This window comes from Streptomyces sp. NPDC048659 (genome assembly GCF_040650575.1).
Lineage (GTDB): Bacteria > Actinomycetota > Actinomycetes > Streptomycetales > Streptomycetaceae > Streptomyces.
This window is the reverse complement of the sequence record NZ_JBEZHM010000008.1, coordinates 53,578-67,261: the sequence shown is the minus strand read 5'-3', so window position 1 is coordinate 67,261 and position 13,684 is coordinate 53,578. Positions and strand designations below refer to the sequence as shown.

General features: G+C 75.2%; 11 protein-coding genes. 6 read left to right on the top strand and 5 right to left on the bottom strand.

The features are described 5' to 3' along the window. Position 1: 1 nt before the first annotated feature. The 3 genes from AB0C99_RS08770 to AB0C99_RS08760 form a co-directional block, all read right to left on the bottom strand. Positions 2-1,042: a bile acid:sodium symporter gene (locus AB0C99_RS08770; RefSeq protein WP_362471798.1), complete on the bottom strand. Its 1,041-nt coding sequence runs from the start codon at positions 1,040-1,042 to the stop codon at positions 2-4. Positions 1,043-1,121: 79 nt separating this feature from the next. Next, positions 1,122-1,946 (bottom strand): SDR family oxidoreductase, encoded by an 825-nt coding sequence (locus tag AB0C99_RS08765; RefSeq protein ID WP_362471424.1) that lies wholly within the window; start codon positions 1,944-1,946, stop codon positions 1,122-1,124. 133 nt (positions 1,947-2,079) lie between these two features. Then, positions 2,080-4,818 (bottom strand): FAD/NAD(P)-binding protein, encoded by a 2,739-nt coding sequence (locus tag AB0C99_RS08760; RefSeq protein ID WP_362471795.1) that lies wholly within the window; start codon positions 4,816-4,818, stop codon positions 2,080-2,082. Between the two features lie 159 nt (positions 4,819-4,977). On the opposite strand from AB0C99_RS08760, the gene AB0C99_RS08755 reads away from it, so the two are divergent. Further along, positions 4,978-5,439: an Rrf2 family transcriptional regulator gene (locus AB0C99_RS08755; RefSeq protein WP_362471422.1), complete on the top strand. Its 462-nt coding sequence runs from the start codon at positions 4,978-4,980 to the stop codon at positions 5,437-5,439. Positions 5,440-5,459: 20 nt separating this feature from the next. Here the strand turns inward: AB0C99_RS08755 and AB0C99_RS08750 are convergent, their stop codons facing one another. Next, positions 5,460-6,506 carry a TolB-like translocation protein gene (locus tag AB0C99_RS08750; RefSeq protein WP_362471419.1) on the bottom strand — a complete coding sequence of 349 codons (1,047 nt, stop codon included), beginning with the start codon at positions 6,504-6,506 and terminating at the stop codon, positions 5,460-5,462. Then, positions 6,503-7,783, bottom strand: a complete 1,281-nt coding sequence (locus AB0C99_RS08745; RefSeq protein ID WP_362471416.1) for an MFS transporter — start codon at positions 7,781-7,783, stop codon at positions 6,503-6,505. The genes AB0C99_RS08750 and AB0C99_RS08745 overlap by 4 nt, the downstream gene beginning before the upstream one ends. Before the next feature lie 548 nt (positions 7,784-8,331). Here AB0C99_RS08745 and AB0C99_RS08740 point away from each other — a divergent pair. The 5 genes from AB0C99_RS08740 (at position 8,332) to AB0C99_RS08720 (ending at position 13,680) form a co-directional block, all read left to right on the top strand. Next, positions 8,332-9,480, top strand: a complete 1,149-nt coding sequence (locus tag AB0C99_RS08740; protein WP_362471413.1) for a hypothetical protein — start codon at positions 8,332-8,334, stop codon at positions 9,478-9,480. Then, positions 9,477-10,274 (top strand): WecB/TagA/CpsF family glycosyltransferase, encoded by a 798-nt coding sequence (locus tag AB0C99_RS08735; RefSeq protein ID WP_362471410.1) that lies wholly within the window; start codon positions 9,477-9,479, stop codon positions 10,272-10,274. The genes AB0C99_RS08740 and AB0C99_RS08735 overlap by 4 nt, the downstream gene beginning before the upstream one ends. Next, a complete protein-coding gene (locus AB0C99_RS08730) occupies positions 10,274-11,533 on the top strand; it encodes a nucleotide sugar dehydrogenase (RefSeq protein WP_362471792.1) in 1,260 nt (419 codons plus the stop codon). Before AB0C99_RS08735 ends, AB0C99_RS08730 begins: the two co-directional genes overlap by 1 nt. Before the next feature lie 59 nt (positions 11,534-11,592). Further along, positions 11,593-12,723, top strand: coding sequence for a UDP-N-acetylglucosamine 2-epimerase (non-hydrolyzing) (gene wecB / locus AB0C99_RS08725; RefSeq protein ID WP_362471407.1), 1,131 nt, complete (start codon positions 11,593-11,595; stop codon positions 12,721-12,723). 111 nt (positions 12,724-12,834) lie between these two features. Then, positions 12,835-13,680, top strand: a complete 846-nt coding sequence (locus tag AB0C99_RS08720; protein ID WP_362471404.1) for a chain length determinant protein — start codon at positions 12,835-12,837, stop codon at positions 13,678-13,680. The last annotated feature ends 4 nt before the right edge of the window (positions 13,681-13,684 follow it).

The following is a 13,684-nucleotide window of genomic DNA, read 5'->3' as shown; positions in this document are numbered from 1 at the left end:
TTCAGCGGCGGTGTCGGGGGGCCCGGGTCGCCGTCTGGGCCGCGATCTTCTGGACCAGGCTGTACGCCAGGATCGGCAGCAGCACCTGGGGCCGCTGGGCGAAGCAGGTGGCGGCGAGGGCCGCCGCCGCGCTGCTGTTGTTCATGCCGGTGGCCAGCGACAGCGACACCGCCGCCGGGCCGTCGCAGCGGGTCCAGGCGGAGGTCCACCGGCCGCAGCGGAAGCCGAGGAAGCAGACCGCCGCGGCGGCGAGGGGCGCCACGACGAGGAGGTCCGGGTCGGGATGGGCCAGCGCCCGGCCCAGGGCGCCGGTCGCGTTGACGTAGCAGAGCAGCAGGACGTTCAGGAGGTTCACGGCCTTGACGGCGGGCAGCGTCCGGCGGACGGCCCGCTCGCCGAGCAGGGCCCGCGCGCCCATCCCGGCCAGGCACGGCAGCACCACGGCGACGACCGCGAAGACGCCCGCGCCGGTCCGGGCGATCCCGTCGATGGTCGTCGTGTCGTCCAGCGTCCCGAGCCCCGCCGGGCCGACGACCCGCCCGGCCAGGTAGATCGTGGCCGGGACGGTGAGCGGGCTGAGCAGCGTGGAGCCGACGACGGTCGCGACGGCCAGCGGCATGTCGCCGCCCGCGTTCTGCGCCCAGGACGCGGCGCCGCCCGCGATCGGCATGGCCAGGACCAGCAGCAGCCCGACGAGCAGCCCCTCCGCCTCCGCCGCGTCCGGCCACAGCGACAGCACCGCCGCGGCGAGCGGCAGCACCGCGAGCGGCAGCAGGGCGTTCGCCGCGACCCCGAGGCCCGCCCGCAGCGGGCGCCGGGCCACCTCGCGCAGCTCGCCGAGCCGCACGCCGAGCCCGGCGTTGAACACCATCAGGGCCAGCAGCGCCATCGGGAGCGTCAGCCGCCCCGCGCCGCCCGGCAGCGGGGTCCCCAGCCGGCGCAGCGCCTCGCCGGGTCCGGGGAGGACGGCCGCCAGCCCGTAGCAGCCCAGCATCAGTGCCAGCAGCCTGCGCTGCGCAGCCGCGAGCACCCGCGCGAACATCACACGGTGGAGCGTAGTCGACGCGGAGTGTGACGACGGACCGCCCCGAGGTCGGGCCGGGCGGGTCGGGGCGCGGGGCTCAGCCGCGCGGTTCGACGCGGAAGCCGAAGCCCAGCGTGCCCGGGTCCAGCGCCGTCGTGCCGCCGTCGACGGTCAGGGTCGCGCCGTTCACGAAGGAGGCGGCGGGGGACAGCAGCCAGGCCACCGCCTCGGCGACCTCGCGCGGCTCGGCCGGACGCCCCGCCGGCAGCGGCCGGGTGACCTCGTCGTACGCCGCCTCGACTCCGCCCGTCCCGGCCGCGCCCGCCCCGAGCCCGGCCTCCTCCGCGAAGCGGCTCATCCGCCGGTCCGCCATGTCGGTGCGCACCCAGCTCGGGCAGACCGTGTTGGCGCGCAGGCCCCGGCCCGCGTAGTCGATCGCCAGCGAGCGGCAGAGCTGGAGCAGCGCCGCCTTCGAGGTCGCGTAGGCGGCGCTCCCGGCACCGGCCCGGAGCGCCGACACGGAGGCGACCGCGACGACCGCGCCGCGCGCCTCCAAGAGGTGCGGCAGGGCGGCGCGCAGCAGGTGGAACGGGCCGGTGAGATTGGTCGACATGACGGACTCCCAGTCCTCCAGCGTCACCGTGCCGACGCTCCCGCCGCGCCCGATGCCCGCGTTGAGGACCAGGCCGTCCAGCCGCCCGTAGGCATCCACGGCCGTCTCGACCAGGGCCGCCACGGCCGCCGGGTCGGTGATGTCGGACGCCACGGGCAGCGCCCCCGACTCCGCCGCCACGAGCCGCAGGGGCTCGGGGCGGCGGCCGGAGACCACCACGTGGTGCCCCGCCTCGCGCAGCAGCCGCGCGGTGGCCGCGCCGATCCCCGTCCCGCCGCCGGTCACCAGATACACCCGCTGGTCAGCCATGCCGTGGCCCTCCGTAGCCGTCCCCGCCGGACCCGTCGCCCCGGCGGCGGGGCCGATCCTACGAGGACGGGGCGGGCTTGAGGGGACGTCAGGCGGCCGGGCGGCGCCCAGGGCCCCGGCCGTCCCTGGCCCCTTACGCCCCCAGCCCCGTCAGTCGCCGCCGGTCCAGCGGGGAGGCGCGGCGGTCCAGGCGCCGTTCCAGCAGGTCGCGGGCGTCGTCCCGGTCGCCGCTCTCCACCAGGGCGTACAGCAGCGTCTCCTCGATCACCTCGCGCTGCGCCGCGCTGCCGCCCACCCGGCGCAGCGAGGGCAGCACCTCGCGCAGGCCGCGCACCGCCGTGTGCCACTCCTCCTCCAGGACCGCCTCCAGGGCGCCGCACAGCGGGGCGACCACCTCCCGCTGCACCGGGTCCGCGCCCGCCGCGTGCGCCCGCAGCCGGCGCAGCGCGGGCAGGTCGCCCGCCGCCGTCAGGGCCACCGCGCCGTGCAGGGCGGTGAACGCGGTCGCGGGGCGCTCGACCAGCTCCCGGGCGACCGCGTCGAGCACGCCGTCGGCCGGCACCCGCCCGGGCCAGGTCCGCGCCATCCGGGCCCGCCACAGCAGCGAGCCGGAGTCGACGAGCGCCCGCACCCCGCCGACCTGGCCCGGGGCGAGCTGCGCGTACCAGCGGCGGCGCACCGCCGCGGCGTCGTCCAGGGCGAGTTCGTGCAGCGCCACGTGCCAGGAGAAGTGCGCCCGGTGCACCGCCCCGCGCCCCTGCGCGCCGATCCAGCCGTCGAGCCAGTCGCGCCCGGCCCGGTGGTCGCCCGACTCGTAGTGGACGTGGGCGAGGGCGTGCACGGCGTGCCCGGAGGCGGGTTCGGCGGCGAGCGCCGCGCGCGCCAGCTCGCCCGCCTCCTCGACGCGGCCCTGCTCCTGCCGGACGAAGGACAGCAGCGAGGTGTGGAACCAGTGGCCCCCGTACGTGTCGGCGGTGCCCTCCACCAGGCGCCGGGCCAGCGAGCCGTCCAGGTCCCCTACGCCGGAGAAGGCGATCGTCGGCACCGCGACCGCCAGCGCGAACGCGTCGCCGGGGAAGCGCTCCAGGTGCGCGACGAGCGCCGCGTCCCCCGCGTCCGCTCCGGCGGCTCCCGGCGCGGGCGCCTCGATCCGGCGCGTCACCATCTCCACGAACGAGCGCTCCCGCTCGTCCCCGCGCTCCCGCACGCTCCGCTGCGCGTCCGCGAGCTCCCGCGCCACGTCGACGTCGGCCCCGCACTCGTGGCCCAGCAGCGCGAGCGCCGCGTGCCCGAGGGCGAAGCCCGGGTCGAGCTCGGTGGCGCGCGCGAAGGCGTCCGCCGCCTTCGCCCGTACGGTGATCACCCGGCCGAGCCCGCCCCGGAACGAGGCCGCGGCGGCGGCGTGCGTCGACAGCGGGAGCCCGAACTGGTCGACGGGCCTGCGCCGGACCGGCCGCCGAGGGGCGCTGCCGAACGGGGCGAGGACGGCCTCGGCGATCTCCTTCGCCTGGGTGCGGATCTCGGGGATCGCGGTCGTCTCCCACAGCTCGCCGCGCCGGGGCGCGCCCAGCGTGAACAGCGGGCGCTCCGCGCGCCCCGCCGGGCCGAGGAGCCGTCCGCCGTCGGTGGCGACGCCGATGCCGAGCGGTCCGGGCACGGCGAGCCCGTCGGCGAGCAGCCCGGCCCACAGCGGGTCGCCCCCGGCGTCGGCGCGCAGCCCGGGGCCCGTGCAGTCCACGACCCACGCGGCGCGCAGCGCCCGGCCGTCGGCGAGGGTGACGGTGAGCCCGCCGTCCTCCCGGGCGGCGGCGGAGGCGATCCGGCCGGAGTGGATCCGCAGCCGGCGGGCGGCGCGGGCGCGGGCGATCGTCTCGGCGGTGGAGGGGGCCATCCGGTGCCGGTGCACGTTCCAGGGGGTGGCGTCGCGGCCGAGGAACTCCGCCCGCTCGTCGTCGGTGAGCCCCTGCCACAACTGCCCGATCCAGGGCCGGAGTCCGTCGAAGGCGGGCCGCCAGTCGCCGTGCGTGCGGCGGGTCTCGGCGACGTACCGCAGCACCTCGCGGCGGAGCCGGGCGAAGGGGAGGACGGCCAGGTCGCGGGGCGGCAGCACGGCCTGGAGCGGGGCGAGGGCGTGCGGCTGCGGCAGCAGGCCGGTGCGGGAGACGGCGTGCACGGTGCGGCCGGGCCGGTCGAGGACGAGCGCGAGGTCCACGGCGGTGAGCCCGGTGCCGACGAGGACGACGTCGTCGGCGGCGCCGATCGGGTCCAGCGCGCCGGGCGCCCAGGGGCGCGCGACGAAGCGTTCGGAGGCGCGCAGCTCCGCCGGGGCCCACTCCGAACGGCCGGGCGCCGGGCCGGTGGCGAGCACCACGCTGTCCGCCGTGACCGTGCCGCCGTCCGCCAGGCCCAGTTCGAGCCGCCCCCCGGCGGCCTCGGCGCAGCCGGTGGCCCGGGTGCGCAGCCGCCGTACGGAGACGGTGCCGTGCGCGGTGATGATGGCGCGGCCGAGGGTGTCGGCGAGGTAGGAGCCGTAGCGGTGGCGGGAGGCGAAGTCCGCGGCGGTGACGGTGGGTTCGCCGTGGCGGCAGAGCCAGCGGCGGAAGTGGCCGGGGTCGTCCGGGTAGCAGCTCATGCCGCCGACGGGCACGTTCAGCCGGTGCTCGGCGGCCTCCGTGGAGTAGGCGACGCCGCGTCCCGCCTCCGCCGCCGGGTCGATCAGCACCAGGTCGAGCGGGGTGCGCCGGCGGGCCGCCGCCTCGCACAGCTGGACGGCGACGAGCGCGCCGGCCGCGCCCGCGCCGACGACCGCGACGGTGGGGCGCGCCCGCCCGGGGGCGGCGGGCGCGGGGGGCTCGGGCGAGGGAGCGGACACCACGGTCACTTCGGACACCTCCGGGTCGGGCGCGACACCGCGCGATGAAGTTCACTATGTCGATGAACAAAGTGGAGTGGCAATGCGGCTTCCGGACAACCGGCCACACCGCCGGGCGTGCGAGACGGGCGGGCGAGGCGGGCGTGAGACATTGAGGGGGTGAGGATCTCAGCGCGAACGGACTACGCCATCCGTGCCATGGCGGAACTGGCCGGCGGTCGGGACCGCCCGCTGAAGGCCGAGGACATCGCGGGGCGCCAGGACATCCCCGTCCGGTTCCTCTTCGTCGTCCTCAGCGACCTGCGGCAGGCCCGGCTGGTCTCCAGCGTGCGGGGCCCCGACGGCGGCTACGCGCTGACCAGACCGCCCGAGGAGATCACCGTCGCGGACGTCATCCGGGCCATGGACGGCCCGCTCGTCAGCGTCCGCGACCTCAAGCTGACGGGCCTGGAGTACCAGGGCGCCGCCGCGCCCATGCCGGACGTGTGGCGGGCCGTACGGGCCAGCCTGCGCCAGGTCCTGGAGGGCACCACCCTCGCCGACCTGGCCGCCGGGACCCTGCCCGAACTCGTACGGGAACGGGCCCGCGAGTACACGGACGACGTGCGCACCTACCCGTAGGGCCGCCGTCCCGGCGGGACCTAACGCCCCGGCGTCGCGCGCGGCGGGGCCTGCGCCTCCGTCAGGAGCACCTTCGGGGCGCCCGACCCGTCGGCGGGCACCGTCCAGACGTCCTCGACACCCGTGCGCCCCTCGGTGGCGGGCAGCGCGTACGCGAGGGTCCGGTCGTCGAGCCAGACGGCCTGGTCGTCCACGCTGCGCCGCTCGGCCAGCGCGGTCGGCTTCAGGGTCTTCAGGTCCATCACGTGCTCGCGCCAGAGCGCCGCCGTGCCCAGCACCCGCTTCTTGTACGCGATCCGGGTGCCGTCCGGGGAGAGCGAGGGGCACTCGACGTTCTCCGCCAGGGTCGTGACGCTGCGCCCGGCGACCGAACCGCGTACGAGGTACGTCTTGTCGCGGGTGCTGAGGGTGGCGTAGAAGGTGTCGTCGTCGGTCGCGAAGGTCACGCCCCAGAAGTTCACGTCCGCGGCCCGGTAGGGGCTCCCGTCGAGGGTGATCGCGAACTCCTCCAGATTCGTGGCCAGTTTCCAGCCACGCGTGTCCAGGATCGAGGTCCGGGTGGAGAAGAACGCGCTGCCGTACGACTCGCCCTTCACGAACACCGTCCAGGCGGCCAGCCGGCCGCTGGGGGAGACCCGGGCCCGGCTCGGGATGCCCGCCAGCGGGTAGCTGCGCAGGGTGTTCAGGCCCGCGTCGAGGACCTGCGCCCGGTAGGCGGGGCGGCCCAGGACGGTGGTGGCCTGAAGGCAGACGCCCGTTCCGGCGGCGGAGTGGAAGCGCAGGCAGGAGACGTCCGAGGCGGTCCGGGTCGCCCCGGCGGGCGCCCCGGACGCCGGGACCGAGACGAGCCGGTCGCGCTGCGGGCCCGCCGCCATGTTGCGGAAGACCAGCCGGTCCGGCTGGGTCAGGCTCACCTTCCCGGCCGCGAACGCCGGCCCGCCCGCCCGGGGCGTGTTCTCCTCGGCGGCCCGGTCGGCCGCCGCCAGCACCGACCAGGCGCCGACCCCGGCGAGGACCAGCACCCCGGCGGCGAGGACCAGCAGACGGCGCAGCGGGGTGAGGGTCATCGTGGATCTCCTGTCGGGCGCAGTACGGCTCCGGCGACGGCCGCGCAGCAGGCGAGGCCGACGGCGGCCGAGGCCAGCGCGGGGCCGTCGCCCCAGGCGGCCCAGACCGCGCCGAAGAGCAGGGAGCAGCAGAAGCGGGCCAGCGCCTGGCCGGTGCCGACCAGCGCGATGCCGCTGGCCCGCAGCCGCTCGGGCACCACGGCGGCGACGGCGGCGGGCAGCACGCCGTCGGTGGCGGCGTAGAACACCCCGTGCAGGGCGAGCACCAGATACGGCAGGGCCGGCAGGTCCGGCGCCCACAGCAGCAGCCCGTAGCCGAGCAGCAGGCACGCGTGCCCGGCGAGGAACACCGTGCGCCGCCCGATCCGGTCCGCGAGGCGCCCGGCGGGCAGCGCGAGCAGCAGGAAGACGGCCGCCGTGCCGAGCGGCAGCAGCGGGAACAACTGCTCCGGCACCCCCGTACGGCGTTGCAGCAGCAGATAGAGGAACGCGTCGCTCACCGTCGTCAGCCCCAGCAGCACCGCGCACCCGAAGAGAGCCCGCAGCCGCCGCCCGCGCAGCAGCCCGAACGCGGCCCGCAGGTCGGGCCGTTCGGGGGCGGGGACGGGGGCAGGGGCTGCGGGGGTGGTGGCCGCGGCGGCGGCCTTTTTTCCGCTCGGAACGAAAAGAAGCAGCACCAGCACCCCCAGCGCCGCCACGCAGCCGCTCACCGCGAACACCGCGTCGTAGCCGCCCACCGCCACGCTCAGGATCAGGAAGGCGAGGATCGGGCCGAGCAGCGCCCCCGTGGTGTCCATCGCCCGGTGCAGCCCGAAGGCCCGGCCCTGGCGCTCCGGCGGCACCGACAGCGAGATCAGCGCGTCCCGGGGCGCCGTGCGCAGCCCCTTGCCGGTGCGGTCCAGCGCCAGCGCGACCCCCAGCGTGCCCAGGCTCCCCACCAGCAGCAGCGGCTTCGCCAGCGCCGACAGGCCGTACCCGATGCCCGCGATCAGCTTGTGGTTCCGCACCCGGTCGGCGAGGTGCCCGCCGGTCAGCTGGACCAGGGCGCTCACCCCGTTCTGCACCCCGTCGAGCATCCCGAAGCCCAGCGGGCTCAGCCCCAGCCCCATGACCAGGTACAACGGCAGCACCGCCGTCACCATTTCCGTGGAGACGTCCGTGATCAGGCTGACCGTGCCGAGCGCCAGCACCGTCGGGGACACCGCCCGGGCCGTGCCGCGCAGACGGTCCTGCGCGGAGCTCGCCCCCTGGGGCGCGGAACGGTCGGCCAGATACACGGTGAAGGACCCCAACTGCCGGGAGCGGGTGATCGCGCGCCCACTGTAACCGCTGCCCGCCCGGGAGTTAGGCGGGATCGGTGCGGCTTAGCGACTGCTTGCCACCAATTCCACGAAAGCTCTCATGGTCACCGTGTTGTGGGCCTATCTTCCCGTTGTACGCTGCGAGTTGAGCACAACGTTCGCGCTGTGCGCCGGGGGGTGTCGTGGGGGGTTCCACCGGCAGGAGGCCGAAGCGCCGTCGCTTCGCCGCCGCCTGTCCTCATCGTCATGTTCGCCGCGGCTGGGGAGCCGCCGAATAAGAGGTCTCACGCGCCGACGCGCCGCGGCATCCCACCAGGATGCCGCGCATCCGTCGTGCGCGAGCGCCGGAACGCCCGCATCCACGCCGCCGCCGACTCCGCACGCGCGCACGCGGGTGCACAAGGTCGCAGAAGGTACCGAACAGTCAGCCGATCCGGATCAGCGCCCTGATCCGAACCGACCCGAGGGGGGTGGGTGTGTCCGATCGTCCTGCCAACACACCCGACAGTCCACGCAGTTCCCGGATGGCGGAGCTCGCCGGAGCGGACCGGCCGCTCCACGACCTCGCCGTCCGCCTGCTCGATGTGGCCGAGCGGGGACTGCCCGCCATGCTCCTGCCGGAGGGGACCGGCTTCGTCTTCACCCGCGCCGGCCACCGCGCCGACGACGGCACCGTCCGCCTGGAACAGCGCGGCACCAGCGTCCGCTACGCCGCGATCACCGTGCTCGGCGCCCGCTTCCTGCCCCTCGACCGGCAGCGCGCGGTCCTCGGCGGGCACACCGCCGAGGAGTTCGCCGGCGAACTGATCGAGCGGCTCCCCGGGGTGCGCAACCTCGGCGACGCCGCCCTCATCGCCTGGGCCGCCGCCGACACCGGCCACCCCAAGCTGTCCGACGCCCTCGACCGGGTCACCGCCCTGGACGAGCCCGGCCGCCCCCAGTACACCGTCGAGGCCGCCTGGGTGCTCTCCGCGTACGCCGCCGCCCGCGGCACCCTCGACGTGGAGGACCGGCTCAAGGCCGCCCGCGACCGGCTGCTGAATGCCAGGATCGGCGCCGGCCCGCTCTTCCCGCACGCCACCGGACCCGGCCTCAACCCCTGGTACCGCGCGCACATCGGCTGCTTCGCCGACCAGACCTACCCGCTCCAGGCGCTGGCCCGCGCCCACGCGAGCGGCGACGACCCCGAGGCGCTCGCCGCCGCCGACGCCTGCGCCACCCGCATCTGCGCCCTCCAGGGCGACGGCGGCCAGTGGTGGTGGCACTACGACGCCCGCCGCGGCACCGTCGTCGAGGGCTACCCGGTCTACAGCGTCCACCAGCACGCCATGGCCCCCACAGCCCTCCTCGACCTCACCGAGGCCGGCGGCACCGACTTCGGCGAGCCCATCCGCAAGGGCCTGCGCTGGATGACCGAGGTGCCCGAACTCGCCGCCGCCGGGGCCGCCGAGCCGATGATCCTCGACGAACTCGGCGTCACCTGGCGCAAGGTCTACCGCGGCGACCCCAAGAAGGCCGTCCGCGCCGCCCGCGGCCTCACCACCCGCGTCGCCCCCGGGCTCCGGCTCGGCGCGCTCGACGGGGTGTTCCGGCCGACCGCCGTGGACCGCGAGTGCCGCCCGTACGAATTCGGCTGGATGCTGCACGCCTGGCTGGGAGGGATGCCCCGATGACGCCGCCTCCGACCCCGCCCGCCGGGCGGCGGACCCTCTTCGGGGTCCCGCTCGACGCGCTCACCATGGACGAGACCGTCGCCCGCTGCCTCGCCGCCGTCCGCGCCGGCGAACGCCTGGAGATAGGCGTCGTGAACGCCGCCAAGCTCGTCAACATGCGCCGCGACGCGGCCCTCGCGCGGGCCGTCACCGGCTGCGACCTGATCGTGGCCGACGGCCAGGCCGTCGTCTGGGCCAGCCGCCTGCTGCGCCGCCCGCTGCCCGAACGCGTCGCCGGGATCGACCTGTTCACCCGGCTGCTCGCCGAGGCCGAGGCCGCCGGGCACTCCGTCTACCTCCTCGGCGCCAAGCAGCACGTCCTCGACGAGATGCTCCGCCGGATCGCCGTCCGCCACCCCGGCCTGCGGGTGGCCGGCAGCCGGCACGGCTACTTCGACGACGCCGACCAGCCCGCCATCGCCGACGCGATCGCCGAGAGCGGCGCGCACATGCTGTTCCTCGGCATGACCTCCCCCAAGAAGGAGATCTTCACCGCCGGTTACGGCGAGCGCAGCAAGGTGGCGCTCGTGCACGGGGTCGGCGGCTCCTTCGACGTCCTCGCGGGTGTCACCCGCCGCGCCCCCGTGCGCTGGCAGCGGCTCGGCCTCGAATGGCTCTACCGCGCGCTCCAGGAGCCGCGCAGGCTCGGCCGCCGCTACCTCACCACCAACGTCTCCTTCGCCCTGATGACGGGCCGCGAGATGCTCCGCCCCACCCAGGTCCCCCAGGTCAGCACCGCCAGCAGGGAGTCATGATGCGCGTCGTCGTGGTTGGACAGGGCTATGTCGGCCTGCCGCTCGCCATCCGGGCCGCCGAGACCGGTCACGAGGTGATCGGCTACGACGTGGACACCGAGCGGGTGAAGAGCCTCGCCGCGGGCGAGTCGTACGTGGAGGACGTCTCCTCCGAGCGGCTGCGCGCCGCCCTGGAGGCGGGCAGCTACCGGGCCAGCGACGCGGTGCGGGACTGCGGCGGCTTCGATGTCGCCGTCGTCACCGTGCCGACCCCGCTGCACGAGGGCACCCCCGACCTGCGCTACATCGAGGAGTCGGCCCGCGACCTCGCCCGCTACCTGCGGCCGGGCGCCACCGTCATCCTGGAGTCCACCACGTACCCCGGCACCACCCAGGAACTGTTCGGCCCGCTCCTGGAGGAGGGCTCCGGGCTCGTCGCCGGGGCCGACTTCCACCTCGGCTACAGCCCGGAGCGCATCGACCCGGGCAACCCGGTCTGGGGCTTCGAGCAGACCCCCAAGGTGGTCTCCGGCGTCGACAAGGCGTCCCTCAAGGCCGTCCGGAAGTTCTACGACGGACTCGTCGAGACCACGGTGCCGGTGAGCTCGCCCAAGGAGGCCGAGCTCGCCAAGCTCCTGGAGAACACCTTCCGGCACGTCAACATCGCGCTGGTCAACGAGATAGCGATGTTCGCCCGCCACCTCGACATCGACGTGTGGCAGGCCATCGACGCCGCCTCCAGCAAGCCCTTCGGCTTCATGCGCTTCACCCCGGGACCCGGCGTCGGCGGCCACTGCCTGCCCATCGACCCCTCGTACCTCTCCTGGCACGTGCAGCGCGAACTCGGCCAGAGCTTCCGCTTCGTGGAGCTCGCCAACGACATCAACAACCACATGCCGGACTACGTGACCCGGCGCCTGGTCAACGCCTTCAACGCGCGCAAGCGGGCCGTCAACGGCTCCCGGATCCTGCTGCTCGGCCTCGCCTACAAGAAGAACACCGGCGACGCCCGCGAATCGCCCGCCCTGCGCATCTCCCAGCTCCTGCTCGACATGGGCGCCGAGGTCCGGGCCGCCGACCCGCACGTGGTCGAGGGCCACCGGGTCGACAACCGGCTCGTCCGGGTCGAGCTCACCAAGGAGGAGCTGGAGGCCGCCGACGCCGTCGTCCTCCTCACCGACCACGACGCCTTCGACTACGGCCTCGTCGAGAGCCACGCCGACTACGTCCTCGACTGCCGGCGCCGGCTGAGCGGCTCGACCAGGATCGAGGTGCTCTGAACCGCATGGCCGACAGGGATGCCACGGACCGCACGGACGGAACACAGGGAAAGCGCGGAATGCACGACACGCACGTCAGCCACGTCAGAAGGGTCGTCTGCGTCGCCGGCGCGCGCCCCAACTACATGAAGATCAAGCCGGTGATGGACGCCCTGGAGGCCCGCGGCGCCGAGGTCTTCCTCGTCCACACCGGACAGCACTACGACCCGGCCATGAACGACGTGTTCTTCCGGGACCTCGGCCTGCGCCCGCCCGACCGCTTCCTCGGCGTCGGCTCCGGCAGCCACGCCGTCCAGACCGGCAAGGTCATGGCCGCCTTCGAACCGCTCGTGGCCGAACTCGCCCCGGACGTCGTCGTGGTGGTCGGCGACGTCAACTCCACCCTCGCCTGCTCCCTGGTCACCGCCAAGGCGGGCCCGCTGCTCGCCCACGTGGAGGCCGGGCTGCGCAGCCGCGACTGGTCGATGCCCGAGGAGGTCAACCGGCTCGCCACCGACCGGCTCAGCGACTACCTCCTCGCCCCCTCGCACGACGCGGCCGGAAACCTGCGGTCCGAGGGCTACCACGAGGACCAGATCCACGTCGTCGGCAACGTCATGATCGACACCCTCTTCGCCAACCGCGACCGGGCGCTCGCCTCCGACGCCCTCGACCGGCACGGCGTCACCCCCGGCTCGTACGGCCTGGTCACCCTGCACCGGCCGGCCAACGTCGACGACCCCGAGGTGCTCGCCGGGCTCCTCAAGGGCCTCGGCGAGGTCGCCGCGCACCTCCCGCTGGTGCTGCCCGTCCACCCCAGGGCGGCCGACCGGCTGACCGCCCTCGGCGTGCCCGGCGGCATCCGGCTCGTCCCGCCCGCCGGATACCTCGACTTCATCGCCCTCCAGGCCGGCGCCCGGATCGTCCTGACCGATTCCGGCGGGGTCCAGGAGGAGACCACCGCGCTCGGCGTGCCCTGTGTGACCCTGCGGGACAACACCGAGCGCCCCATCACCGTCGAGGAGGGCACCAACGTCCTCGCCGGCCGCGATCCACAGCGAATTCTGGCCACCGCCCTGCGTCTCCTGGAGACACCCCCGCCACCCCGCCGCCCCGCCCTGTGGGACGGGCACGCGGGGGACCGGATCGCCCGGGTCCTGCTGGAAGGCGGGACCGCGGACACCCGTCCGCGGCCCACCGACCTCCGTTGACCGCACACGTGGTGATCGCGAAGGGCTCACAACCTGTCGCGATCCCACCTATCCTCATCAGCGGTACGGCAGTTGAGCAGTCGCCACATCGGGGGCGCAGGGGGGAACGCCATGGACCTCGCAGAGATCTTCCGGGTCATGTGCAGGCGGTGGTACGTCCTCGTGCCCGGGCTGCTGCTCACGGCCGGGCTCACCGTGGGGGCGTGGATCCTCGTCCCCACCTCGTACGACTCGCAGAGCACCGTCGCGCTGCTCAACTCCCGCAAGGGGGCGGCGGCCGACGGCAACCCGTTCCTGAGCATGGAGCCCTCGCTGACGGGCATGGCCGACAGCCTCGCCCGCAACGTGAACTCCGACGCCTCGGTCGCCGAGCTCAAGGCGAAGGGCCTCACCGGGAAGTACGAGGCGAAGATCGCGGACAACGCCCAGGGGCCGCTGCTCTGGCTCACCGTGACCGGTGACGACCCGGACGCGGTGCTCCAGGGCAACAAGACGCTCATGGCCTACACCGCGCAGCGCCTGAAGGACCTGCAGGCGGACCAGAAGGTCCAGCCGGACTCCATGATCCGGCTGACCACCATCGTGCCGCCGCAGGACCCCCAGGCCCAGCTGAAGTCCAAGGTCCAGTACCTGATCATGGCCGCCGGACTCGGCTTCGTGCTCAGCCTCGTGGCCACCTTCTTCGTCGAGGCCCGACGGCGGCACAGCGCCCCGGCGAAGCACCGCCATACCGAGCCCGCGGGTCCGGGCCAGCCCGGCCAGGCCGCCCGGCCCGGTCCCGTGCAGCCCGCCCCCGCCCAGCCCGGCCAGGGCGCCCCGCTCGTGGATCCCGAGGTGTCGGCCGGGCCGTCCGCCCAGCCCGGCGGCCAGCCCCTCGACCAGCCCACCGTCCAGCTGCCCGTGCTGCCCGCCGCCGAGCGCCGCTCGGCCAAGCGCCCACCGTCCTGGGTGAAGTGACGAG